Origin of the sequence: Streptomyces sp. NPDC002935 (genome assembly GCF_040611295.1) — a bacterium.
Lineage (GTDB): Bacteria > Actinomycetota > Actinomycetes > Streptomycetales > Streptomycetaceae > Streptomyces.
On sequence record NZ_JBEXNW010000054.1, the window covers coordinates 22857 to 46161 of the forward strand.

At 72.0% G+C, this 23305-nt stretch carries 24 protein-coding genes; 9 read left to right on the top strand and 15 right to left on the bottom strand.

Annotated elements, in window-relative coordinates:
- Positions 1–33 precede the first annotated feature (33 nt).
- The 7 genes from ABZX90_RS40985 to ABZX90_RS41015 all read right to left on the bottom strand — a co-directional run bounded on the left by ABZX90_RS40985 (position 34) and on the right by ABZX90_RS41015 (position 6731).
- Positions 34–714, bottom strand: coding sequence for a lysoplasmalogenase (locus ABZX90_RS40985; RefSeq protein WP_351127984.1), 681 nt, complete (start codon positions 712–714; stop codon positions 34–36).
- Positions 711–1589 (bottom strand): sterol desaturase family protein, encoded by an 879-nt coding sequence (locus ABZX90_RS40990; RefSeq protein WP_351127986.1) that lies wholly within the window; start codon positions 1587–1589, stop codon positions 711–713. The genes ABZX90_RS40985 and ABZX90_RS40990 overlap by 4 nt, the downstream gene beginning before the upstream one ends.
- Before the next feature lie 122 nt (positions 1590–1711).
- Complete coding sequence (locus tag ABZX90_RS40995; protein ID WP_355213394.1) at positions 1712–2422, bottom strand: VIT family protein; 711 nt, start codon at positions 2420–2422, stop codon at positions 1712–1714.
- Between the two features lie 102 nt (positions 2423–2524).
- Positions 2525–3760 (bottom strand): amidohydrolase family protein, encoded by a 1236-nt coding sequence (locus tag ABZX90_RS41000; RefSeq protein ID WP_355213395.1) that lies wholly within the window; start codon positions 3758–3760, stop codon positions 2525–2527.
- Positions 3757–5040: an amidohydrolase family protein gene (locus tag ABZX90_RS41005; protein ID WP_355213396.1), complete on the bottom strand. Its 1284-nt coding sequence runs from the start codon at positions 5038–5040 to the stop codon at positions 3757–3759. Before ABZX90_RS41005 ends, ABZX90_RS41000 begins: the two co-directional genes overlap by 4 nt.
- A gap of 9 nt (positions 5041–5049) precedes the next feature.
- Positions 5050–5934, bottom strand: coding sequence for an SDR family NAD(P)-dependent oxidoreductase (locus ABZX90_RS41010; RefSeq protein ID WP_355213397.1), 885 nt, complete (start codon positions 5932–5934; stop codon positions 5050–5052).
- Entirely contained in the window at positions 5934–6731 is a 798-nt protein-coding gene (locus tag ABZX90_RS41015; RefSeq protein ID WP_355213398.1) for an acetoacetate decarboxylase family protein, read from the bottom strand. The genes ABZX90_RS41010 and ABZX90_RS41015 overlap by 1 nt, the downstream gene beginning before the upstream one ends.
- A gap of 300 nt (positions 6732–7031) precedes the next feature.
- Between ABZX90_RS41015 and ABZX90_RS41020 the strand changes: the two genes are divergently transcribed.
- The 6 genes from ABZX90_RS41020 (at position 7032) to ABZX90_RS41045 (ending at position 14639) form a co-directional block, all read left to right on the top strand.
- A complete protein-coding gene (locus ABZX90_RS41020; protein WP_355213399.1) occupies positions 7032–9611 on the top strand; it encodes an MXAN_6230/SCO0854 family RING domain-containing protein in 2580 nt (859 codons plus the stop codon).
- Positions 9612–9744: 133 nt separating this feature from the next.
- Positions 9745–10743, top strand: a complete 999-nt coding sequence (locus tag ABZX90_RS41025) for a DEDDh family exonuclease (RefSeq protein ID WP_351128000.1) — start codon at positions 9745–9747, stop codon at positions 10741–10743.
- A 78-nt stretch (positions 10744–10821) separates the two neighbouring features.
- A complete protein-coding gene (locus tag ABZX90_RS41030) occupies positions 10822–11055 on the top strand; it encodes a hypothetical protein (protein ID WP_351128002.1) in 234 nt (77 codons plus the stop codon).
- A gap of 85 nt (positions 11056–11140) precedes the next feature.
- Positions 11141–11932, top strand: coding sequence for an SURF1 family protein (locus tag ABZX90_RS41035; protein WP_355213400.1), 792 nt, complete (start codon positions 11141–11143; stop codon positions 11930–11932).
- Positions 11933–12053: 121 nt separating this feature from the next.
- Complete coding sequence (locus tag ABZX90_RS41040; protein WP_351128006.1) at positions 12054–13868, top strand: glycoside hydrolase family 15 protein; 1815 nt, start codon at positions 12054–12056, stop codon at positions 13866–13868.
- A 15-nt stretch (positions 13869–13883) separates the two neighbouring features.
- On the top strand, positions 13884–14639 hold the full coding sequence (locus ABZX90_RS41045; RefSeq protein ID WP_351128010.1) for an SDR family oxidoreductase: 756 nt from the start codon (positions 13884–13886) through the stop codon (positions 14637–14639).
- Between the two features lie 93 nt (positions 14640–14732).
- On the opposite strand, the gene amaP is transcribed toward ABZX90_RS41045, so the two are convergent.
- The 5 genes from amaP to ABZX90_RS41070 form a co-directional block, all read right to left on the bottom strand.
- Positions 14733–15311, bottom strand: a complete 579-nt coding sequence (gene amaP, locus ABZX90_RS41050) for an alkaline shock response membrane anchor protein AmaP (RefSeq protein ID WP_351128012.1) — start codon at positions 15309–15311, stop codon at positions 14733–14735.
- 5 nt (positions 15312–15316) lie between these two features.
- Entirely contained in the window at positions 15317–16012 is a 696-nt protein-coding gene (locus ABZX90_RS41055) for a DUF6286 domain-containing protein (RefSeq protein ID WP_355213401.1), read from the bottom strand.
- A complete protein-coding gene (locus ABZX90_RS41060) occupies positions 16009–16428 on the bottom strand; it encodes an Asp23/Gls24 family envelope stress response protein (RefSeq protein WP_351128016.1) in 420 nt (139 codons plus the stop codon). The genes ABZX90_RS41055 and ABZX90_RS41060 overlap by 4 nt, the downstream gene beginning before the upstream one ends.
- Before the next feature lie 3 nt (positions 16429–16431).
- Entirely contained in the window at positions 16432–16617 is a 186-nt protein-coding gene (locus tag ABZX90_RS41065; protein ID WP_266757222.1) for a hypothetical protein, read from the bottom strand.
- Positions 16618–16692: 75 nt separating this feature from the next.
- Positions 16693–17175: an Asp23/Gls24 family envelope stress response protein gene (locus ABZX90_RS41070; protein ID WP_351128019.1), complete on the bottom strand. Its 483-nt coding sequence runs from the start codon at positions 17173–17175 to the stop codon at positions 16693–16695.
- A gap of 87 nt (positions 17176–17262) precedes the next feature.
- Here ABZX90_RS41070 and ABZX90_RS41075 point away from each other — a divergent pair, with 87 nt between their 5' ends.
- Complete coding sequence (locus ABZX90_RS41075) at positions 17263–18045, top strand: nucleopolyhedrovirus P10 family protein (RefSeq protein ID WP_355213402.1); 783 nt, start codon at positions 17263–17265, stop codon at positions 18043–18045.
- Positions 18046–18192: 147 nt separating this feature from the next.
- Here the strand turns inward: ABZX90_RS41075 and ABZX90_RS41080 are convergent, their stop codons facing one another.
- From ABZX90_RS41080 to ABZX90_RS41090, 3 genes are all read right to left on the bottom strand, one after another.
- Positions 18193–18996, bottom strand: a complete 804-nt coding sequence (locus ABZX90_RS41080) for an enoyl-CoA hydratase/isomerase family protein (RefSeq protein WP_351128023.1) — start codon at positions 18994–18996, stop codon at positions 18193–18195.
- Positions 18997–19141: 145 nt separating this feature from the next.
- Entirely contained in the window at positions 19142–19363 is a 222-nt protein-coding gene (locus ABZX90_RS41085) for a helix-turn-helix domain-containing protein (protein ID WP_006123601.1), read from the bottom strand.
- Positions 19364–19736: 373 nt separating this feature from the next.
- Complete coding sequence (locus ABZX90_RS41090; RefSeq protein WP_351128026.1) at positions 19737–21335, bottom strand: ABC-F family ATP-binding cassette domain-containing protein; 1599 nt, start codon at positions 21333–21335, stop codon at positions 19737–19739.
- 440 nt (positions 21336–21775) lie between these two features.
- Here ABZX90_RS41090 and ABZX90_RS41095 point away from each other — a divergent pair, with 440 nt between their 5' ends.
- Both ABZX90_RS41095 and ABZX90_RS41100 read left to right on the top strand, forming a co-directional pair.
- The gene (locus ABZX90_RS41095; protein WP_355213403.1) at positions 21776–22666 is read left to right on the top strand and encodes a neutral zinc metallopeptidase; all 891 of its coding nucleotides are present in this window, start codon (positions 21776–21778) and stop codon (positions 22664–22666) included.
- A gap of 161 nt (positions 22667–22827) precedes the next feature.
- Complete coding sequence (locus ABZX90_RS41100; RefSeq protein WP_351128030.1) at positions 22828–23241, top strand: VOC family protein; 414 nt, start codon at positions 22828–22830, stop codon at positions 23239–23241.
- The last annotated feature ends 64 nt before the right edge of the window (positions 23242–23305 follow it).

Below are 23305 nucleotides of genomic sequence, written 5' to 3' on the forward strand. Positions count from 1 at the left end.
GTCCCTCTCGTGCGGTGCGTCGGTGAGATGCGCTCAGGGGGTGGTTGAGCGCATCTCACCGTACGCCGCCACCGGCGCGCGTCGCGCGCCGAGGGGGCCCAGCACGCCTCGGACCAGCAGGAACTGGGCCGCGGCGTAGGTGAGCATGATCCAGAAGTCCGGCTTCGGCAGCTGCGGCCAGTCGGCGACGCCGGTGGCGATGAGGGTGTCCGAGAGCATGAAGAGGGCGCCGCCGAGCGCCGCGACGGGCCCGAGCCGGGTGGCCCCGTACGCCATCGCGGTCAGCAGCAGGCTGTAGCCCGCGACGGGGACGCGGAGGCCGGCCGGCAGGTCGGGCCACAGGAGGACGACGAGGGCGACGAGGGCCGTGGCGTACGCGCCGACGAGCCGTGCGCTTCGCACGCGTGCCGTTCCGCGGAAGAGCACGAGGTAGCACACGTGCCCCGCCGCGAAGGAGGCCATGCCGACGAGGAAGGCGGGGTCGGCGTCGGACATGAGCGCCAGGTCGCCGCACCAGCCGAGGAGCAGGGCCGCCACGAGCAGCCGGGGTCCGCCGCGTACACCCGTGTACGCGGCGAGCAGTGGCATCAGGAGCGGCTTGGCAATCCGGTGGCCGGTGTCGTACCCGGCGGCCAGGGAGAGGACGTCCACGGCTGTCGCGAGTACGAATGCGAAGAGCAGAACCCGCAGGACGCGTGCGAGGCGTGGGGTCACGCGACGGACTCCGTGACCGTGACCGGGGTCTGCGCGGCGGCCGGCGGCGCGGGCTGCCAGCCGGGCCCGCCGAGGACCCGTCCGGCGCGTTCGCGCCAGCTCGCCGCCGCCCGCACGTCCCTGGCGATGGCGGCGTACTCGTGGGTGGCCACGCGCAGGGGGTTGTACGTGGTGATGTTCTTGGTGAGCCCGTAGACGGGCCGGTCGGTCTCGGCGACCCACGATCCGAAGAGCCGGTCCCAGAGGATGAGGATGCCGCCGAAGTTGCGGTCCAGGTAGCCGCCCTGGGAGGCGTGGTGGACGCGGTGGTGGGAGGGCGTGTTGAGGACGAACTCGAACCAGCGGGGCATCTTGTCGATGCGCTCGGTGTGGATCCAGAACTGGTAGACGAGGTTCACCGACGAGCAGAACGCGAGCGCCGCCGGGTGCACGCCGAGGGCGATCATCGGGACGTAGAAGGGCCACGACGTCCAGCCCGTCCAGGGCTGGCGCAGCGCGGTGGTGAGGTTGAACTTCCTGCTGGAGTGGTGCACGACGTGACAGGCCCACAGGACGCGGATCACGTGGTGGCCGCGGTGGGACCAGTAGTAGAGGAAGTCCTGCGCGAGCAGCATCAGCGGGATCGTCCACCACAGGACGGGCACCCGCAGCGGTGTCAGTGCGTAGACCGCCGTGTAGACGGCGACGATCGGGCCTTTCCACAGGAAGTCGAAGAACAGGCTGCCGAGGCCCATGCCGACGCTCGTCGCGGCGTCCTTCGTCTCGTATCCCGCGGCATCGTCGTCCGGATGGATCCGGACGCTCACCATCTCGATCACGGCGAGCAGTACGAAGGCGGGTATCGACACCAGGACGACATCGGGCAGGTTCGGCATGGGTGAACCGTAGATGCGCTGGTCGGCTGCGTACAGAGGCTGTTACCGATAAGTATTACCGCCGGTACGCGCTTGCTTCTTGGTGATCTCCGCCAAGTGCCGCCCAGCGCCCGGCCCCGCACTCACACGCCCGCCGCTCCGAGCAGGGCTCCGGCCGCGTACGTCACCGCCATGGCAAGCGCTCCCCCGGCCGTGTTCCGCAGCACCGCGCGCCGCGGGTCCGCCGAGCCCAGCCGTGCGCTGCTCCAGCCGGTGAGGGCGAGCGCGGCCAGTACCGAGACCACGGTGACGCCGAGCCGCCAGTCCGCCGGCGGCAGCACGATCGCCAGCAGGGGCAGCAGCGCTCCGGCGGTGAACGCGAGGAAGCTCGCCCATGCCGCGTGCCACGGGTTGGTCAGGTCGTCGGGGTCGATCCCGAGCTCCACCGAGGCGTGGGCCCTCAGGGCGTCCCGCTCGGTGAGCTGTTCGGCCGCCTCGCGCGCCACCTCCCGCGAGAGGCCGCGCCGCTCCAGAAGCTCGGTCAGCTCCTCCAGTTCGGCCTGCGGCTGCTCCTTGAGCTCCCGCTTCTCCATGGCCAGGGCCGCCAGTTCCGAGTCCCGCTGGGTGGAGACGGACACATACTCGCCCGCCGCCATGGACATCGACCCGGCGAGCAGTCCGGCGAGGCCCGCGGTGAACAGCGCCGCGCGGTCGCTGGTGGCGCCCGCCACGCCGACGACGAGGCCCGCGGTGGAGACGATGCCGTCGTTGGCGCCCAGGACGGCGGCCCGCAGCCAGTTCAGCCGCGAGCCGAGGGTGCCGCCGTGGGCCTCGTCGTGCGTCGGTTCCGTCACACGGGGAGGATCGCACCTGGGGCACGGCCGACGACAGAGCGACCCGGCTGTCTCCCGGCCACGGGCCGCCGGGAAGCCGTGGGGTCGGCGGCCGCCCGGTGCTCACCACACGCGCACCGAGCCTCCTCTCGCGAACACCGGGCTCGTCGCGTCGGCGGGCGGGGTGTCCAGCGGTTCGGCGATCTCGGCCACCGTCGGGCCGACCTTCGCGGCGATCTCGTCGAGGTGGGCCAGGTCGAAGCCGTAGACGCGGGCCGCGTTGCCGCCGACCATGGCCGCGATCTCGGCTCGGGGCAGGCCGGCGTACGAGATGCGCAGGCCCTCGCGGGTGTAGGGGTGGGTTCCTTCGTCGTGCGGGTAGTCGCTGCCCCACATGATCTTGTCCAGGCCGATGCGGTCGCGCAGCGGTACTTCGTGGGGGCGCATGAAGCTGGCGCCGACGAAGCAGTGGTCGCGCCAGACCCGGGAGGGGCGCTCGCCCGTCGTGGCGGCCAGCCCCGCGCCGAACTTCGACTCGGCCGTCGACGTCTTCCTGCCGGCCGCCGCGACCAGGCGCCCGTGGTAGTAGTCGAGCATGTCGAGCACTCCGGGGATCCAGCCGGAGCCCTGCTCGGTCAGCACCAGTCTCAGACCGGGGTGGCGGCGGAACGCGCCGCCGAACACCAGGTGCCACAGCGCCCGGTGGGAGAACCAGGTCGTCTCCACCATGAAGACCGCGCGCGCCGCCGCTTCGTCGCCGAGCGGTGGCGAGGCCGAGCCCGCATGGTGGTTCACCGGGACACCCAGTTCGGCGCAGGCCGCCCAGATCGGGTCGTACGCCGACGAGTACAGCTCGGGCAGGCCCGAGCCGGGGGGCGTGCCGGGCAGCAGCAGGCCGCCTCGCAGGCCGGCGGCCGCCGACCGGCGGATCTCCTCGACGGCTTCGTCGACGTCGTTCAGGAGGATCTGGAAGACACCCGCGCGCCGGCCCGGCGCCGCCGCGCAGAAGTCGGCGAGCCAGCGGTTGTGGGCGCGCAGGCCCGCCCAGCGCTGCTCGAACTCCCCCGCCGTCGGGGCCGGTGCCATCAGGGAGGCCGACGGGAAGAACGGCGGGATGGTGTTCGGGAAGACCACCTCCGCGACGATGCCGTCCTCCTCCAGCTCCGCGAGGCGCCGCCCGGAGTTCCAGTTCCGGTCGGCGGTGTCGGCGAGCAGGTCCTCGTACGGGTTGACGTAGCCGGCCGCCCAGGCGTCGAAGTCCTCGTGGTGCCGGCGCTCCAAGTACGGCTTGTAGTCGAGGAGATCGGCGCCAGCGTGGCAGTCGGCGGAGATGACGGTGTAGCGGTCCTCGGCGGTCACGGGTTCACCCCCAGGACGGGGAAGTCGTGGTCCGTGAGCCAGTGGCGGCCCACCTCGCGCGAGCGGGCCCAGGACGCCTCGACCGCCGACTGGTCCTCCGGCTGGCCCAGTTCGGCCGGTGTGGGGCCGATCCGCCTGGCGAGCGGGGCCAGTTCACCGAGATCGAAGCCGAAGACCTCGGCCGCCGCGAGGCCGAGCATGCGGCGCGTCTCCGCCACCGGGATGTCGTGGAAGGTCTTCGAAAGCCATGTGCGGGTGTCGGGCCAGGTGCCCTCGGGGTGCGGGAAGTCGCTGCCCCAGAGGATGTTGTCGACGCCGATCTCGTAGCGCTGGGCGAGTTCGCGGCGCTTGGTGTTGGTCGCGCAGATGAAGAGCTGCCGGTCCAGGTACTCGTGCGGGGGCCTTTTCAGCTCGGCGAAGGGCGACAGCTTCTTGCCGCCGTGCGCGCCGAGGTAGAGCCGGTCCATGAACCACAGGAGGTTGGGCAGCCACCAGCAGCCCGACTCGGCGACGCCGAACCGGAGTCCGGGGTGCCGCTCGAAGACCCCCGACCAGAGCAGGAACCAGAGGGGGCGCGCGGGCCACCAGGTGACTTCGGAGACGTAGATGCCCAGGTGGTCGCCGTACTCGTGGCGCGGTGCCGCGCCGGAGTGTGTGACCACGGGCATCCCGCACTCGGCGGCCGCCGCCCACACGGGGTCGTAACGGCGGTCGTGGTACGGCTCCTTGTCGACCCACATGGAGGGGATCATCAGGGCGCCGAGGCCCGACTCCTTGGCGCGGTACACCTCGGCGACGACCCGCCCGGTCTCGCCGGTGACCGGCAACAGGGCGACCCCGCAGTGCCGTTCGGGGTTCTCGGAGACGAAGTCGGCGAGCCAGCGGTTGTGGGCCCGCGCGCCCGCCATGCCGAGTTCCGGGTCCTGGTCGCCGGAGAGGCCGAGGCCCACGCCGAAGGGTGCGGCGGTCCGGCTGTCCACGGCGTCCGCGTCGGGGAAGACGACCTCGGCGGCCACACCGTCGCCGTCGAGCTCCTTGAGGCGCTGTGCGGTGTCCCAACCGCCGCGCAGGCCTTCCTCGTTGTCGTGGAACCACTTGTCCGCGAACGCCTCGTTGCGGATGCCGAGGCGGGTCATCTCCTCGCGGCGCCGGGTCTGGCCCGCGAGGAATTCGTCGAAGTCCCGGTGGAAACGGGGGTCCAGATAGGGCCGGTACTCCTCGGTGGGGAGTCCGGCGTGGCAGTCGGAGGAGATGATCAGATACGGGTCCTGCTCGGTCACCGCGCCCCCTCAGTCGAGGATGAAACTCTCCAGGTACGACGGATCGGCCCGGTCGAGCATCGACTGCGACCTGGCCCGGATCTGCCGGTCGCTGTGCTCGCTCTCGGGCAGCAGCCAGAAGCGGTCGGCGCGGATGCCCTCGGCGACCAGGTCGGCGACCTGCTCGACGGGGGTGAACCGCACGTCGTGGCCCGCCTCCTTCATCGCGGCCTCCCACTGGGCGAGGCTGCGGTACGGGGTCCTGCGGGGCCGCGCCTTCGCGTACCGCGAGGGCCGGTTGCGGTGCGACTCCCACAGGCCCGTGCGGAGCATGTGCGGTCCCGGGAAGAGCACGGAGGCGCCCACGCGCGCGTGCTCCGCCTTCAGATGCGCGTACAGCGACTCGGTCATCGTCACCACGGCCGCCTTGGTGACGGCATACACGGAGGCGGTGGGCAGCGGGGCGATCCCGCCGTCGCCGGACGAGGTGTTGACGACGTGGCCGGGTTCGCCCCCGGCGATCATCCGGGGCACGAACGCCTGGATGCCGTGGAAGACGCCCCACACGTTGACGGCGAAGGCCCACTTCCAGTCGTTCGGGTCGTGCTCCCACATCCGGCCCTCGGCACCCGAGCCGACACCGGCGTTGTTGCACAGCACATGCACCGCGCCGTACGTGCTGTACACGTCCGCGGCGAGCGCGACGACCTGCGAGCGCTCCCCGACGTCCACCACGCGCGCGTGGACGTCGGCGCCGTCCTCACGCAGTTCCCCGGCGGCCTTCTCCAGGGCGCCCTCCTCGACGTCGGCGAGGACCACCTTCAGACCGTCCGCCGCGAAGCGCCGTGCCATGGCGAGCCCGATACCGCTCGCCGCGCCGGTGACGACGGCGACCTGCCCTGCGCGGAGCTCCATCAGTGGCTCCCCTCCGGCGGCCCGTCGAGGATCTGGGTCGGATCGTCGTAGCGCTGGTGGATGTACGGCAACAGGGCCCGGCCGCTGACACGTTCGGCGACCCTGCCCTTCTGGTCGGTGGTCTTCTCACCGAGGGTGATCTCCACCAGCCGGCGAACGGGCAGATCGGCGACCGGGTCGTACATCGACTCCCGCAGGACGACGTCCCCGGTGACGCGCTCCAGTTTGCGGACCTTCTCGTTGCGCACGCAGTGCACGAGGACCGGGTCGGCGTCGAAGCCCGAACCGTCCACCGCGGGAAGGAACTTGAAGTAGAAGTCGGTCTTCTGGGCGGGTTCGGGAAGCGGCAGGGGCCCGCTCACCGCGCCGCGCACCTCGACGAACGCGATGCCGTGCCGGGCGAGCACGGCCCGCACGACGAGACCGTCGCGTTCGACCGTCACCTCGCCGAGTTTCTTGGGCTCCCCGAAGACCTCACGGCCGCCGATCAGGGCACGCTCATGGGTCATCGGCATGACCAGCGGATACCAGCCCTCGACGTCGTCGTGCGCCGCGGCGACGGCGAACGAGCCCGCGCCCAGCGGGTATCCGGGCAGATCGACCTTGCTGATGTTGACCCGTACCAGAGGCGTCGCGGTGGGCTTCAGCGGCGGTGGCAGGACCGCCGCGACCGCGTCCGGGTCGCTCTCCCAGACGGCCACCACACCGGTGGACCAGATGTCGGGGAGCTTGGAGCTCGCGGTGCGCGCGGCGGCGATCTCCGCCTCGGTCCGCGCGCCGTACCTGACTCGTGCCATGTCCGTACCGCCCTTCGTAGGCGCTACCTGCTGGGGCGCGCAGCACGCTTGCACCGCGCGGGCGAAAGGTCCATAGCCATGCGTCGGCCGGACGCCCGGGAGCCGGTACCGGGCCGGACCGACCGGCGTCCCGGGCCCCAGAAATATTCGGTGGCCCCACAGTCCGGCGCCTCCCTAGACTCGGCGATCGCGGGGGCGGCTCCGCAAGCGTGCTTCCTTCTCTCTCTTTCTATGAAATCCGTAGCGCGCTCACTCTCCGCCCCCGCCTCACACACTTTCCGGATCCCGGGGGATTTCCGCTTGTCCGTACTGTCGTCCGTGCTGCTCCGCCGCCTGCGTACCGTCTACGTCGACCAGGCCGGGCCACGGCCGGGAGACCCGGCGACGACCGAGGGCCTCGTCGCTCTGGAAGCCGAGTTGCTGGACCGGGGATTCGCCCCGTCAGCACCCCTGCGCGCCGCGCTCGCCTGGCTCGGCCCCACGGGGCTCGGGGACGCCGGCAGCACTCTGATCCGGCAGATCGACGCGGAACTGGGCGCCGACCGCACCCATATGCCGCTGTTCCGCAGCTTTCCGGCCTCGGTGCCCGACGACACCTTCCAGCTCTACGTCGACCGCGTCTTCACCCTGCTGCTGCAGTGGCCCGCCCAGCCGTGCGTGCTGTGCGCCGCGGTCGGCAGCGTGCATCCCGTGTCGCCGTGCGCCCACCTGGTGTGCCGCGCCTGCTGGGACGGCGCCGACTACGCCGGTTGCCCCCTGTGTCACCGCCGGATCGACCGCGCCGACCCGTTCCTGAAGCCCGGCACTCCCCGGCTTCGGCGCGAACTGCCCATCGGACCGCTGAAGTTGCTGGCGCTCGGCACCGACCGGCGGGCGGACTGCGTGAGGGCGCTGCTCCAGTTGCTGGCCCGGCGAACGCCGCTGCCGCCGCAGGACCGGGACGACGTGAAGCTGCTGCTGGCGCACGCGCCCACCACATTGGAATGGCTGCCCGCGGACATCCCCGTCCGCGAGACGAAGGCCCTGATGCTCGGGAGCCTCCTGCTGGACCGGCGCACGCGCGACGCCGTGCGCCCGCTGCTCGCCGCGCACCTCACCACGGCGACCGACGTGCTGCGGCTGCTGCAGGTCTGGTCGGGCGGCGAGGCGGATCTCCTCGAACCGCGCCGCCTCCGTTCGCTGCCCCGCCCGCTGCGCCGCGAACTCCTCGCCGTGCTCGACGGGTTCGAGGCGTCGTCGCTGGTCGAGGATGTGCTGCGGCATCCGGTCGGGTGGAAGCGCGCCGCCGAGATCCTGCACCCGTACGAGCGGCACGACCGGCATCCGAAGGCCGCCCTCGCCTTCGCCGTGCTGCGCGCCACCGACACCTCCGCCACACCCCTCGGAGAGGCCCTGCTGCGCACCGCGGTCGCCCACCCGGAGGCGGTACGGATCGACGGCGCGCGCATCAAGCCCGACTCCTGGGGCGCGCACACCGAACAGGCCCTGCGCGAGAAGGACCTGGACCGCGCTCTCGACCTGCTCGCCCGACGGCCGGGCGAACTGCTGCGCAGGCTGGACCACTTGCTGCGCCTGCACGAGCTGGAGGCGCTGCCCGACGGATTCGCCGACACCCTGCGACGGGTCCTGCCCAAGGCCGGTCCCGGTCCGCTGCTCGCGGCGCTCGGACGGCTGCGCATCCGCCATCTCCCCGGTGAGCGGCGGGTGTTCTTCCCGCGCGGCCAGGTCACCCACTCCTTCACCCTCGACGACACCCGGGCGCCGCTGGCCGAAGCGGTCACCGACGGCGTCTGCGCGCTCCTGGAGGCCGAGGCCGTGCGCCGGCTGTCGTCCGCCCCGCGTTTCGACCTCGCCGTCCTCGACGCGGGCCTCGCGGGCCTGGCCGTCCCCTCCGTCGAGCGCACCTCCGCGAAGGCGCTGGTCTCGGTGCCGCGCGGCAGCAGCCAGCCACTCCCCGAGGGGGAGGTCCTGCGCCTCTTCCTGCACTGGACGCAGCCCGCGAAGATCCGCGTGGACCTCGACCTGTCGGTCGCGCTGTACGACGAGGACTGGACGTTCGTCGGCGTGTGCGACTACACGAACCTCGTCCACGGAGAGCGGGCCGCCGTCCACTCCGGGGACCTGACCTCGGCCCCGGCGCCCGACGGCGCCACCGAGTATGTGGACCTGGACCTCGCGGCGCTCGCCGACGGCCCGGTGCGATTCGCCGTGCCCATCGTCTTCAGCTACAACAACATCGCCTTCGAGCATCTCCTCGACGCGTTCGCCGGCTTCATGGCACTGCCCTCGAATGGCGGACGCGACGCCTCGTACGATCCCCGCACGGTGCGGCAGCGCTACGACCTGGAGGGCGATTCGCGCATCCACGTCCCCATGCTGGTCGACCTGGAGCGCCGCTCGTTCCTGTGGACCGACCTGCATCTGCCGGCGTCCGAGGGCTACCACAGCGTGCACCGGCACAGCGCCGACCTCGGCCGCGTCGGGCAGGACCTGTTCCGGTACTTCACCACCGGCCGTACGACCCTGTGGGACCTGGCGGTGTGGCACGCGGCGGCCCGTACGGACGAGGTCGCGGTGGTCCGGCGGGCACCGTCGGGCGACGAGCTGTGGCACTACACACGCGGGGAGGGCGAGACGGACCCGGCCTTCGCCGCCCGCGTACGCGCTCTGGAGGCCCCTGAGCGGCGGCGCCCGTCCAAGGACCCGGAGGGGCTCGCCGCCGAGACGGCCGCGAAGAGGCATGTGCTGCTCGCCCTGGTGCACGGTGGCGTCGCCCCACAGGGCGCGAGCGGATCCGTGTACCGGCTGCTGCCCGGCCCCGTCGACGGCTGCGGTCTGGCCGCCCTGGCGGCGGGGGACCTGGTGGCGGCGCTGGGCTGAGCGCGTCAACTCCGGGCCCGCCTTTCCCGGTTACGGGGTCCACGCGCGCGTGCCCCGGTGGCGGCCCCCGGAGCGCCGGTTCCGGGAAGGCGGGGGCCCGGACTGTCAGTCAGGGCCCGTATCCTCATTGACCATGCTCGAAGACCTCACGACCGCAGCGTCCCCAGCCTCCTGGCCGGCCGCGTATCCGCAGGGATACGCGGTCGTTGACGTGGAGACCACAGGACTGGCCCGCGACGACCGGATAATCTCCGCCGCCGTCTACCGGCTGGACGCGCGCGGCGAGGTCGAGGACCACTGGTACACGATGGTCAATCCGGAGCGGGATCCCGGTCCGGTCTGGATCCACGGTCTGACGAGCGACATGCTGGAGGGGGCGCCGCTCTTCCAGGACGTCGCCGAGGACTTCGCGGCGCGGCTCGACGGCCGCGTGCTGGTCGCGCACAACGCGGTCTTCGACTGGTCGATGATCGCGCGGGAGTACGCGCGCGCGGACCGCGAGGCGCCGGTGCGCCAGCGCCTGTGCACCATCGCGCTCTCCAAGGAACTGGGCCTGCCCCTGCCCAACCACAAGCTGGAGTCGCTGGCCGCGCACTTCGGTGTCGTACAGCAGCGGGCGCACCACGCGCTGGACGACGCGCGCGTGCTGGCCGAGGCGTTCCGGCCGAGCCTGCGGGCCGCCGCGCGCGACGGGGTGCGCCTGCCGCTCCTCGAGTGCCTGCCGCTCAAGGAGTGGTCCGACAGCGCCGCAGCGCCGCGGATCGGACGGCAGTCGGGGGGCTACGCGTCCGGCGGTTACCCGTCCGGGAGTTGGCGCCCTTCCCGCAAACGCCCCGCATGCCCCCATCCCAACCCAGGTCGATACGAGCCGGACAAACCGCTCAAGCAGGGGATGCGGGTCGCGTTCTCCGGGGACACGTCCGTCGACCGCGAACTGCTGGAGGACCGGGCCGTCGAGGCCGGGCTGCATGTCGCGACGAGCCTGTCCCGGCTCACCAGCCTGCTGGTGACGAACGACCCGGACTCCAGCACGTCGAAAGTGGTCAAGGCCAAGCAGTTCGGGACACCCGTGATCGACGAGGCGGCGTTCGGACAACTGCTGCGGGACGTCGAACCCGCGTCGGAGGGGTGACGGACGTACGGGTGATTGACGGGCGACTCGCCCGGCATCCGCTCGCCCGGGCCGCCCCCGCACCCCACCCTGTGGCGCATGGCGAGATGCGAAGTATGCGGCAATGACTACGGAATGACCTTCGAAGTGCACGCACAAGGTGCCGTGCACGTCTTCGACTGCTTCTCCTGCGCGATCCACCGGATGGCCCCGATCTGCGAGCACTGTCGCGTGCAGGTCATCGGCCAGGGTGTCGAGGTCGAGGGCCACTGGTACTGCGGCGCGCACTGCGCCCGCGCGGAGGGGAATGCGGGGATCGTCGACAAGGTCTGAGTCCCGGCCCGGGACAGGGCGTCGATCCGGCCCTCGGCGGGACCCTCCCGTCGAGGGCCGAATCGTGCCTAGTACCGTCAATGGGGTGTACCGCTTCCTGTTGTCCCGGCAGTGGGTGATCCTCACCCTCGTGGCTCTCGTGCTCATCCCGACGATGATCAAGCTGGGCTTCTGGCAGCTGCACCGGCATGAGCACAAGGTCGCCCTGAACACGGTGATCTCCGACTCGCTCGCCGCGAAGCCGGTGCCCGCGGAGACGCTCACGGCGCCGGGACAGCACATCCGGCACGACGACCTGTACCGCCGGGTGACCGCGAAGGGGCACTTCGACACCGCGCACGAAGAGGTCGTCCGCCGCCGCACCAACTCCGACGGCGAGGTCGGCTACCACGTCCTGACCCCCTTCATCCTGACCGACGGCCGCGTGCTCGTGGTCAACCGGGGCTGGGTCCCGGCGGACGGCGCGCAGACCGCCTTCCCGAAGATCCCGGCCCCCGCCCGGGGCGAGATCACCGTCACCGGCCGGCTGATGGCCGACCAGACGACCGCCGCCAGCGGCATCAGGAACGTCCGGGGCCTGCCCGACCGTCAGATCATGCTGATCAGCAGCGCGCAGGAGGCGCAGCGGCTCGGCAAGCAGGTCCTCGGCGGCTACATCGAGCAGACCGCGCCGGAGCCCGGGGGCGACTCCCCCGAACTGATCCCCGACCCCGAGCACGGCGACATCGGTCCGCACATGGCGTACGCGATCCAGTGGTGGCTGTTCTCCGCGGGCGTCCCCGTCGGCTTCGTGATCCTGGTCCGCCGCGAGCGCCGCGACCGGGCGGAGGCCGCGGCCGCGCAGACCGTGGCGGAGGCGGAACCGGCGACCGTCTGACGCCGGGGACGGACCCGGGCCGTGACGCGGAGGCGTCCGGAGTCGCCCTGAAGCACCCGGAAGCGCTCGCGCCACTCCGGCGGCCCGATTGGGCGTCGCTCCGGTCGGGAACCCGTCCACCGTGCACCGACGCATCGAGGACTACGCGCTCATCGGGGACGAACAGACCGCCGCTCTGGTGGGCCGCGACGGCTCCGTCGACTGGCTGTGTCTGCCCCGCTTCGACTCGGCGGCCTGCTTCGCCGCCCTGCTGGGCGACGAGGACAACGGTCACTGGCGGATCGCGCCCGAGGGCGCGGGCCCGTGCACCCGGCGCGCGTACCGCCCGGACACGCTGGCGCTCGACACCGAGTGGGACACCGCCGAGGGCTCGGTCCGGGTGACCGACCTGATGCCGCAGCGCGAGCACGCCCCCGATCTCGTACGCATCGTCGAAGGTCTCAGCGGCCGGGTCCGGATGCGCGGTCTGCTCCAGCTGCGGTTCGACTACGGCTCGGTCGTGCCCTGGATGCGCCGCGCGGACGGCCACCGGGTGGCGGTCGCGGGGCCGGACTCGGTGTGGCTGCGCAGCGAGCCGCCCGTGCACACCTGGGGCAAGGAGTTCCGCACCCACTCGGAATTCACCGTCGCGGCGGGCGAGAAGGTCGCCTTCGTCCTGACCTGGCACCCCTCGCACCGGCCGCGGCCACCGCTCAGCGACCCCTTCGAAGCGCTGGAGACCAGCGTCCAGGACTGGCGGGCGTGGGCGGCGCGCTGCCGTTACGACGGGCCGCACCGGGATGCCGTCGTGCGCTCCCTGATCACCCTCAAGGCCCTCACCTACGCGCCGACCGGCGGCATCGTGGCCGCCCCCACCACCTCGCTGCCCGAAGAACTCGGCGGCGTCCGCAACTGGGACTACCGCTACTGCTGGCTGCGCGACTCCACGCTCACCCTCGGCGCCCTCCTCGCGGCCGGCTACCACGAGGAGGCCGAGGCGTGGCGCGACTGGCTGCTGCGCGCGGTCGCGGGCGACCCGGCCGACCTGCAGATCATGTACGGCCTCTCGGGAGAGCGCCGGCTCCCGGAGTACGAGATCCCGTGGCTGTCCGGCTACGCCGGCTCCTCGCCCGTCCGGGTCGGCAACAGCGCCGTGGAGCAGTTGCAGCTCGACGTGTACGGCGAGGTCATCGACTCACTGTCGCTCGCCCGGCGTTCGGGCCTGCCGTCCAGGCCGCACATGTGGCGGGTGCAGTGCGCCATGATGGAGTTCCTGCGGGTCGCCTGGCGGCAACCGGACGAGGGGATCTGGGAGGTGCGCGGCCCCCGCCGGCACTTCGTGTACTCGAAGGTGATGGCCTGGGTGGCCGCCGACCGCGCGGTGCGCACCCTTGAGGACGACCCGACGCTAGAGGGCGATCTGGACGCCTGGCGGGCGATGCGCGACGAGGTGCACCGGGAGGTGTGCGAGCGCGGCTTCGACCCCGGCCGGAACACCTTCACGCAGTCCTACGGTTCGCCCGAGCTGGACGCCTCCCTGCTCCTCATCCCGCGGGTCGGTTTCCTGCCCCCCGACGATCCCCGGGTGGTCGGCACGATCGACGCGGTCCGCGCGGAACTCGCCCCCGACGGCTTCCTGGTACGCCGCTACAGCGCCGCGTCGACCGGCCTGGACGGGCTCCCGGGCGGCGAGGGCTCCTTCATCGTCTGCTCGTTCTGGCTAGCGGACGCGCTCCATATGACGGGCCGTACGAGGGAGGCGCGCGAGCTGTTCGAGCGGCTGGTCGGCCTCACCAACGACGTGGGACTGCTGTCCGAGGAGTACGACGCCGTCGCGGGCCGCCAGCTCGGCAACTTCCCGCAGGCCTTCAGCCACATCGGCCTGGTGGTGTCCGCCCTCAGTCTGTTCGGCGTAGAGCCGGCGGGGGAAGCGGAAGGAAGCACACCACCGGGATGAGGAAGGATGGGGGCCATGGATCTTGGACTGAAGGATCGTGTGTACGTCGTCACGGGAGCCACCCGGGGCCTGGGCAACGCCGCCGCGCGTGAACTCGTCGCCGACGGCGCGAAGGTGGTCGTCACGGGACGCGACGAGAAGAGCGCGGCCGACGTCGCCTCCGCGCTCGGCGCGAACGCGGCCGGGATCGCGGCCGACAACGCCGCCGCCGAGACACCGGCCCGGCTGATCGCGGCCGCCCGTGACGGTTTCGGCGGCTTCGACGGCATCCTGATCAGCGTCGGCGGGCCGCCGCCCGGGTTCGTCGCGGACAACACCGACGACCAGTGGACGGCGGCGTTCGAGTCGGTCTTCCTCGGTGCGGTGCGGCTGGCCCGCGCGGCCGCCGCGGAGCTCGGCGAGGGCGGTGTCATCGGATTCGTGCTCTCCGGCTCGGTGTACGAGCCGATCGCCGGGCTGACCATCTCCAACGGTCTGCGTCCGGGCCTCGCGGGCTTCGCCAAGTCCCTCGCGGACGAGCTGGGCCCGCGCGGCATCCGCGTCGTCGGGCTGCTGCCGTCCCGCATCGACACGGACCGCGTCCGCGAGCTGGACGGTCTGTCCGCCGACCCCGAGGCCACCCGCGCGGCCAACGAGTCCCGCATCCCGCTGCGCCGCTACGGGACCCCGGAGGAGTTCGGCCGCACGGCCGCGTTCCTGCTCTCCCCCGCGGCGTCGTACCTCACCGGCGTCATGGTGCCGGTGGACGGCGGGATGCGCAGCGGGTTCTAGGCCGATCCGGCGAGATCCTTCCCGGTCTCGCCGGGAACCCGCCCGGGTCCCGTCGGGTCGGCCCGTCGAGGTCGGCCGCTCGACCGGTGTCGCTCAATTCACGCGCTCGGCACGGTGCTTGACCCCGCGCAGCCGCACCTCCGCGGGGAGCGCGGCGAGGCCCGCCGAGTCCCGTGCGTGCGCGAGCGCCTCCACCGTCAGCAGACGCAGCGCGTGTCCGGGGTCCACGTGCGGTTCCAGCAGGAGCCGTACGCGCGCCTCGGGCAGACTGCGCCGGCCGGTCAGATGGACGTGCGCCTGGTCGACACCGCCCAAGCGGGCCGATTCGGCGGCCAGTACGCCCTCCAGGGCCCGCCCGCGCAGCAGCGCGCCCTCGCCGTCGCCGGTGTCGACGAGCACGTCGGCGAGCCGTCGGCGCCGCACCGCCGCGACCAGCCACCACAGGGCGAGCAGCAGGAGCACCGCGAGCGCGGCGATGACGGCGGGCCACCACCAGCCCTGGTCCCGCCACTTGGTGCGTTCGGCGGTGCTGAGCAGCACGTCGTGCCGCCCGTCGTGGATCCACCACGAGGGCGGCCGTACGCCGAGTCCGACGGCGAGCACGGAGCCGCCGAGGACGAGCAGCACGAGCCCGATGAAGCCGAGCAGTACGCGGTTGACGATCCGGAGCACGGACCTCACCCCTTCCGTCCGGGGCGCGCGACATGCACCGACAGGGCGGGCGAGCGGGCCAGCCCCAGCCCCTTGATGCCGTCGGCGAGCGTGGTGTCGAGGTCGGCGCGCACGTCGTCCAGTTCCCGGAAGTGCGACACCGCGCGGACGTCGACCTTCCGGCGCTTCACACGCACGCGGACTGACTGCACACCGGCGACCTCCATGGCCCGGTCGCGGAGCGCCATCGCGGCGGCGCCCCGGTGCAGCCCGGCCCGGACGTCGGCGTGGGTGCGCCGCATCGGCAGCACGTCCCGCAGTCCGGGCGTGGCCGCGAGGACGATGAGCCAGAGTCCCGCGACGGCGGCGATTCCGGCACCGACGAGGACCGCGGTGTCGTCGAGCGGTCGTTCGGCGAGCTGCTGGGCCAGCCAGGTGCGCCAGCGCAGGGCGGACCGGCCGGCGCGCACCGCCACGACGTCGTACAGGAAGGCGCCCGCGGCGACGAGGAGCAGGAGCGCGACGATGCCCGCCGGGATACGGCGCGCGGACCAGAACCGGCCCTGGCGGCCGTCCTCGTCGTCGACGGTGTTCAGCGGTTCGTAGGCGGCGGAGGAGGCGGACTGGCCGAGCGCCCCCGCGTCGTCCCCCTGCTCCGGCTTCTCGGGCTTCTCCAGTACGGGCAACTTCCGGGTGCTCTCGGAGCCCTGGGGCTCGCTCATTGCGTCCTCCCCTGTCCCGCGCCGGGTCCGTGGGCCAGGTGCAGCCGCTCCACCTGGACGGCCACCTCCGGCACGTCCATTCCCGCCAACGCCCTTACCCGCTCGGTGACATGACGACGCACCGCGCGGCACCGGGCGCCGATGTCGGAGGGGTAGCCGAGCTCGATGCTGACCCGGATCTGGGCACTGTGCGTCGGTGTGCCGTCCGCTCCGCCACCGGCCGACTGCCGTCGCACGACGACCGTCGCGTGCGGGCGTACGGCGTCGGCGGGCAGCGGGGGCAGTGCCTCGCGCGCCGCCTGCGACGCGATCTTCGCGACGACGCGGTCGGCGATCCGGGTGGCACCCCGCTCGGGGGCGGCGACGGTCGTCGGGCCCGGCCGTGTCTCACCGAGCCGGTCGACATGGCCTGGCACGCGTCACCGCCGCCGGTCGTCACGGGCGCGGAAGAAGTCGCCGATGTCCAGGTCCCCCTCCAGGAGCCGTCCGACGACGAACCCGACGGCCCCGAGGGCGGCCACCAGGAGGAAGGCGCCGAAACCGCCGAAGTACCCGGCGAAGCCCAGCGCCATTCCGGCGATCATGCCGATCACGGCCAAGCTCATGATGCGCTCCTCAGCAGTCGGTGGCCGCGTGATCACTCGTGGTGCTCGGGCCGGAGCGTTCCGGTGGCCCGAGGGTCACTGGAGCCGCGTCTCCGGCTCCTCGTCTTCTTCCTCGGGAAGCTTCACATCACTCACCGCGATGTTGACTTCCACCACTTCGAGGCCTGTCATGCGCTCGACGGCGGCGACGACGTTCTCGCGCACGTCCCGGGCCACGTCGGCGATCGACACGCCGTAGTCGACGACGATCTCCAGGTCGAGCGCCGTCTGCAGCTCGCCGACCTCGGCCTTCACACCCCGTGTCACGGATTTGGAACCACCCGGGACCCGGTCGCGCACCGCTCCGAAGGTCCGGCTCAGCCCGCTGCCCATCGTGTGGACACCGAGTACGTCGCGGGCGGCGAGCCCGGCGATCTTCTCCACGACTCCGTCGGCGATCGTGGTTCGTCCCCGCGTGGCGGGATCTCCACCGCCGCGCTTGGTGGGCTTACGAGTCTGCTGGTGCTCCTTGTCGGTGTCGGGGCTGTCCGTCCGGTTCCGCTCGGTCATGTCGGTCATCGCCGTACGTCCCTTTCGGTCGTCCTCCTCTGCTCACAGTAGGTCGGGTCGCGCGGTCGCGCGCCGTGGATGGGGCACGCTGGAGCAATGACGGCGGACCGATGGACGCAAGGGGTACGGCATCAGCTCGGGCTCGGCAGACTCCTGCCGCTGGGCCTCCCGCGCGACGGCGCGTGGATCACGGAGGAGGCCGCCGAGTCCGCGCTGCGCCGTGCGGCGGCCGCTGTGGACGGCGTGCGCCTCGGCGCGCTCCGGGTCGCGCTCGCCGATCCGGACCTGACCGGGACGCCCGCCGTGCCGCCTCCGCCCAGTGCCCTGCCGCCCGGCCCGCTGCGCGTCACCGCGGAGTTCCGGGCCTCGGCCGATCCCACGTCCCCGGGCGTCGAACCCCTCCCGGCCACCGCGGCCCGACTGCGGCTGACGCTGGCCGAAGCCGCGACACAGCGGCTGGGTCTCGACGTCGCCGAGGTGGACCTGCGGGTGACGGACCTGATGGAGGATGACGAGCAGTCCGCCGCGCTCCCCGCGGACGACGTACGGGAGGCGCCCGCCGCCGGACCGGCGGACGACGTACGGAGGGCGCCCGCGCCGAAGGACCCCGAGGAGGCGCGGATCGCGGCGACCGCCCTGGCCGTCCCGGGTGTCACCCGTCTGACCGACGCCCTGGGCCAACCGGTCCACATCGGGACCGAGCCAGCCACGGAACCGGCCCTGCCGCGCCGCCACATCCGCGTCGAACTGGCGGTCTCCGCGGACGAGCGGGCGGTGGACGTGGCACGGGCGGTCAGGACGGCGATCACCGAGACCGCGGGCGACGCACCGTCCGTGGCGGTACTGGTGACCGCCGTGAGCCAGGACGCCGGTCCGTAGGGCGGCAGGCACGCAGGGGGTGTCAGGCAGGCACGTAGAGGGTGTCAGGCCTCAGGAGGTGTCCGGCCTCAAGCGTCGTCCGGCCTCAGGAGGCGTCCGGCCTCAAGCGTCGTCCCGCCTCAGGAGTCGTCCGGCCTCGGGAGGTGTCTAGTCCCCCGTGCCCGCGAGGTCCCGGAGCCTGCGTGCCTGGGAGGCCCGCTCGGCGGTGCGCTGCTCCTCGTACGGCCGCTCCTGCGCCCCGCGCAACAGGGCCTTCGTCTCGATCACGGCATCCCGCGGCGCGGCCAGCAGCGCCGCGGTCAGGTCGCGGACCGCGTCGTCGAGCTGCCCGCCGGGCACCGCGAGGTTGGCGAGCCCGGTGCGCTCGGCCTCCTCGGCCAGCACGAAGCGGCCCGTGGCGCAGATCTCCAGCGCGCGGGCGTATCCCACGAGGCTCACCAGCGGGTGCGTCCCCGTGAGGTCGGGCACGAGACCGAGGCTGGTCTCGCGCATGGCGAACTGCACGTCGTCCGCGACGACGCGCAGGTCACAGGCGAGCGCGAGCTGGAAGCCCGCACCGATGGCATGCCCCTGCACGGCGGCGATAGACACGATGTCGCTGCGCCGCCACCAGGTGAACGCCTCCTGGTACTCGGCGATGGTCGCGTCGAGCTCGGCGTCGGAGCCCCGCGCGAGGTCGATGAACGACGGTTCCCCGTCGAAGCCCTCGGGCGTGAACGCCTGCCGGTCGAGCCCAGCGGAGAAGGACTGGCCCTCGGCGCGCAGGACGACCACCCGGACGGAGCCCGGCAGTGACCGGCCGGCCTGCGTCAAGGCCCGCCAGAGAGCAGGACTCTGGGCGTTGCGCTTGGCCGGATTGGTCAGCGTCACCGTGGCGATCGCGTCGTCGACGGTGAGCCGTACGCCGTCCTTGTCGAGTACCGGGTCGAGATCCTTGTCGAGCGAAGCCATGGGGTGCCTCCGATGGGTGCGGTCGGATCAGCTGCGCACCCCGCGAAGACACGAGGAACGCACCTAAGTGACTGCACAGTAACCACCCGGTCGGTCACCCGACCGACCGGGTGGTCACCACCGAAGCCGATGGGGACGCCCGGCCTCAGGCCGAGGCGGCCTTCTTGCCCCGCGTCGCTCCGCCACGCCCTCGGAGCGTGACACCCGACTCGCTGAGCATCCGGTGCACAAAGCCATACGAACGGCCGGTCTCTTCGGCCAGCGCTCGGATGCTCGCACCGGAGTCGTACTTCTTCTTCAGGTCTGCCGCGAGCTTGTCGCGCGCGGCGCCGGTAACCCGGCTGCCCTTCTTCAGAGTCTCGGCCACCCGGTCCTCCTCATGGGAAGTGCGCTCTGGACTCTCATGATCACCCCTTACGGGCGTCATGGCCACCCATTCGGCAAGGTCCGTAAGACAAGGTTTTGACGGCAGGAGCCCGTCCCCACGAGTGGAATCTGTGGTTCCGGCAGGTGCCGTCCGTACAGCCGAACGGGTTCTTGGGCGAAGTGCCTGGTCAGCGACGCAAGACGGCCGAGCCCTTGGGAACAAAGGACTCGGCCGAGAAATCGATGTAGGACACACCTCGGTACGAGGAGATCTCACACAGATGATGGATCACGGATCGGCCGAATGATCCATACGCAGTGGATCAGTCATTCGATCAAGTGGCGTCGGCCCCCTCCCGGAGGCCGCGCACGGGTCAGGCCAGGGACACCAGGTCGGCGTAGTCGGCGCCCCACAGGTCCTCGACGCCGTCCGGCAGCAGAATGATCCGCTCCGGCTGGAGCGCCTCGACGGCGCCCTCGTCGTGGGTGACGAGGACGACGGCGCCCTTGTAGGTGCGCAGCGCGCCGAGGATCTCCTCGCGGCTGGCCGGGTCGAGGTTGTTCGTCGGCTCGTCGAGCAGCAGGACGTTCGCGGACGAGACGACGAGGGTCGCGAGCGCGAGCCGGGTCTTCTCGCCGCCGGAGAGCACGCCGGCCGGCTTGTCGACGTCGTCGCCGGAGAACAGGAACGAGCCGAGCGTCTTGCGCACCTCGACAAGGTCCAGGTCGGGGGCGGCGGAGCGCATGTTCTCCAGGACCGTGCGCTCGGGGTCGAGGGTCTCGTGCTCCTGCGCGTAGTAGCCGAGCTTGAGGCCGTGGCCCTCGATGACGTCTCCCGTGTCGGGCTTCTCGGCGCCGCCGAGGAGGCGCAGGAGGGTCGTCTTGCCGGCGCCGTTCAGGCCGAGGATGACGACGCGGGAGCCCTTGTCGATGGCCAGGTCGACGTCGGTGAAGATCTCCAGGGAGCCGTACGACTTCGACAGGCCCTCGGCCATGAGCGGGGTCTTGCCGCAGGGCGCGGGCTCCGGGAAGCGCAGCTTGGCGACCTTGTCGGAGACGCGGACGGCGTCCAGACCGGCGAGCAGCCGGTCGGCGCGCTTGGCCATGTTCTGCGCGGCGACCGTCTTGGTGGCCTTGGCGCGCATCTTGTCGGCCTGCGCGTTGAGCGCCGCGGCCTTCTTCTCGGCGTTCTGGCGCTCGCGCTTGCGGCGCTTCTCGTCGGCCTCGCGCTGCTGCTGGTAGAGCTTCCAGCCCATGTTGTAGACGTCGATCTGGGCGCGGTTGGCGTCCAGGTAGAAGACCTTGTTGACGACCGTCTCGACGAGGTCGACGTCGTGGGAGATCACGATGAAGCCGCCGCGGTACGTCTTCAGGTAGTCGCGCAGCCAGACGATCGAGTCGGCGTCGAGGTGGTTCGTCGGCTCGTCGAGCAGCAGGGTGTCGGCGTCCGAGAAGAGGATGCGGGCCAGCTCGATACGGCGGCGCTGACCACCGGAGAGCGTGTGCAGGGGCTGGCCGAGCACCCGGTCGGGCAGGTTCAGCGCGGCGGCGATGGTGGCGGCCTCGGCCTCGGCGGAGTAGCCGCCCTTGGTGAGGAACTCCGTCTCCTGGCGCTCGTACTGCCGCATGGCCTTGTCGCGGGTGGCGCCCGAGCCGTTGGCGATGCGCTGTTCGTTCTCGCGCATCTTGCGGATCAGGACGTCCAGGCCGCGGGCCGACAGGACGCGGTCGCGGGCGAGGACGTCGAGGTCGCCGGTGCGCGGGTCCTGCGGCAGGTAGCCGACCTCGCCGGAGCGGGCGACGTTGCCCGCGGCGGGCTGGCCTTCGCCCGCGAGGACCTTGGTGAGGGTCGTCTTGCCCGCGCCGTTCCGGCCGACCAGGCCGATGCGGTCGCCCTTCGTGATGCGGAAGGTGGCGGACTCGATGAGGATGCGGGCGCCGGCGCGCAGCTCGATACCGGAGGCGGAAATCACGGACAGACTCCAGGGCAGGGTCGTTGGCGGGGTGGACGGCTGAGGACGTTCCCGCCGTCTAATGCGCGAGGAGAAAGGCCATAGGACAAGTCTAACGGGGCCGTGCAAGCAAGTTTCCGGTGTGCGGGCGTCCGGCACTGTGATGCTCGCCCCGTCGACGCTTGCCGACGGGATGGGGTCCGGGGTGATCCGGCTCCGGTCGATCACGGCGATGATCACGGCGATGATCTCGCGGGTCCGGCTGCCGGAGGCGGCGCGGGGCCGCGCGGTCAGCGGGCGGATCCGGCCGGCCCGGGCGCTCGCCTCGGAGGTGTCCAGGTCGGCGGGGCACGACGGCCGGGCCGGGGCATCGCCCGTTCGGACCTCGGGCCGGGGCCGGGGTGCCGGGAGCGTATGAGGATGGCGCCACGGAGCGACGTACGGCAGAGAGCGGTGTGCCCATGCAGTTCGACGACGACGCCGACCTGGACACCTCCGAGGTGCAGGATGTGCGCGGCAGTCGAATCCCCGGCGGCAGGGCGACCATCGGCGGCGGCCTCGCTGGCCTGATCGCCCTGATCCTCGGACTGTCCTTCGGAGTCGGTCCTGACCAGCTCGGCCTCTCCTCCGGCGGCGACCAGCCCGCGGCGGCCTCCTCCTCCCTCGCGCAGATGCAGCAGACCTGCAGGACGGGGCGGGACGCGAACGCCCAGGAGGACTGCCGCATCGTGGCGGTGGTCAACAGTGTCCAGGCCTACTGGACCCGGGAATTCGCGCGCAGGGGCGGCAGGTACACCCGCTCCCCGACGGTGTTGTTCAGCGGCCGGGTCACCACCGCGTGCGGCACGGCGACGTCCGCCGTCGGGCCCTTCTACTGTCCGGGCGACCGCAAGGTCAATCTGGACCGGGGCTTCTTCGAGCAGCTGCGCACCGCGTTCGGCGCGAGCGGGGGAGCGTTCGCGCAGGCGTACGTGGTGGCGCACGAGTACGGGCATCACGTGCAGGACCTGATGGGCACGCCGGCCAGGTCGCAGGACGGGGTGACCGGCGCGAAGGGCAACGCGGTGCGGGTGGAGCTCCAGGCCGACTGCTACGCCGGGGTGTGGGCGCGCCACGCGACCACCACGGTGGCCGGCTCGACGGGCCGGCCGTTGCTGAAGTCGTTGACGGACGCCGACATCCGCGACGGCCTGGACGCGGCGGCGGCCGTCGGCGACGACCGGATCCAGGCGAGGTACCAGGGCCGGGTGACCCCGGAGACCTGGACGCACGGGTCGGCCCAACAACGGCAGCAGTGGTTCTACCAGGGCTTCAGCAGCGGTGACATGGCGCAGTGCAACACGTTCCGGTGAGCGGGCGCCGTGCCGCTGGACCGGGCGGCGGCGGCCCGATTCCATGGTGGGCGGACTCCGGTGCGGCGGCCGGGTTCCGGTGCGCGGGGCGTTGTCAGTGGCCGGTGCCAGACTGGGCAGCGGATCGGAATCCGGCAGTGTGACGAGACGGAGTGATCGGCATGGCTGGTACGAACAGCGCGCGCCCGAGCATCTACCCCTCCCTGTTGTACACGGATGCGAAGGCGGCGATCAGGCAGCTCACGGAGGCCTTCGGCTTCACCGAGCTGTCCGTCTACGAGGGTGAGGACGGCTCGGTGATGCACGCCGAGCTGGTGCAGGGCAACGGCGCCGTGATGCTCGGTTCCAAGGGCCGCGGCGGCCGCTTCGACGAGGCGATGAAGAGCGCGGGCCCGTGCGGGGTGTACATCGTCGTGGACGACGTCGACGCACACCACCAGCGGGCCGTGGACCACGGCGCGGAGATCCTGATGGCCCCGACCGACCAGGACTACGGCTCTCGGGACTACATGGCCCGCGACATCGAGGGCAACATCTGGAGCTTCGGCACCTACGCCCCGGAGATAGGCGCGTAGGACCCGCCGGGCGACGGGGCGCGCGGCGCCGGTCGGCACCCCGCGCAGGCACAGGCTCTCCGGG

Coding starts and splice junctions, on each gene's coding strand:
- ABZX90_RS41100 (WP_351128030.1), top strand. CDS start 22,828: ATGGCTGGTACGAACAGCGCGCGCCCGAGCATCTACCCCTCCCTGTTG.
- ABZX90_RS41095 (WP_355213403.1), top strand. CDS start 21,776: ATGCAGTTCGACGACGACGCCGACCTGGACACCTCCGAGGTGCAGGAT.
- ABZX90_RS41045 (WP_351128010.1), top strand. CDS start 13,884: ATGGATCTTGGACTGAAGGATCGTGTGTACGTCGTCACGGGAGCCACC.
- ABZX90_RS41075 (WP_355213402.1), top strand. CDS start 17,263: ATGACGGCGGACCGATGGACGCAAGGGGTACGGCATCAGCTCGGGCTC.
- ABZX90_RS41070 (WP_351128019.1), bottom strand. CDS start 17,175: ATGACCGACATGACCGAGCGGAACCGGACGGACAGCCCCGACACCGAC.
- ABZX90_RS41030 (WP_351128002.1), top strand. CDS start 10,822: ATGGCGAGATGCGAAGTATGCGGCAATGACTACGGAATGACCTTCGAA.
- ABZX90_RS40990 (WP_351127986.1), bottom strand. CDS start 1,589: ATGCCGAACCTGCCCGATGTCGTCCTGGTGTCGATACCCGCCTTCGTA.
- ABZX90_RS41080 (WP_351128023.1), bottom strand. CDS start 18,996: ATGGCTTCGCTCGACAAGGATCTCGACCCGGTACTCGACAAGGACGGC.
- ABZX90_RS41015 (WP_355213398.1), bottom strand. CDS start 6,731: ATGGCACGAGTCAGGTACGGCGCGCGGACCGAGGCGGAGATCGCCGCC.
- ABZX90_RS41065 (WP_266757222.1), bottom strand. CDS start 16,617: ATGAGCTTGGCCGTGATCGGCATGATCGCCGGAATGGCGCTGGGCTTC.
- ABZX90_RS41025 (WP_351128000.1), top strand. CDS start 9,745: ATGCTCGAAGACCTCACGACCGCAGCGTCCCCAGCCTCCTGGCCGGCC.
- ABZX90_RS41055 (WP_355213401.1), bottom strand. CDS start 16,012: ATGAGCGAGCCCCAGGGCTCCGAGAGCACCCGGAAGTTGCCCGTACTG.
- ABZX90_RS41010 (WP_355213397.1), bottom strand. CDS start 5,934: ATGGAGCTCCGCGCAGGGCAGGTCGCCGTCGTCACCGGCGCGGCGAGC.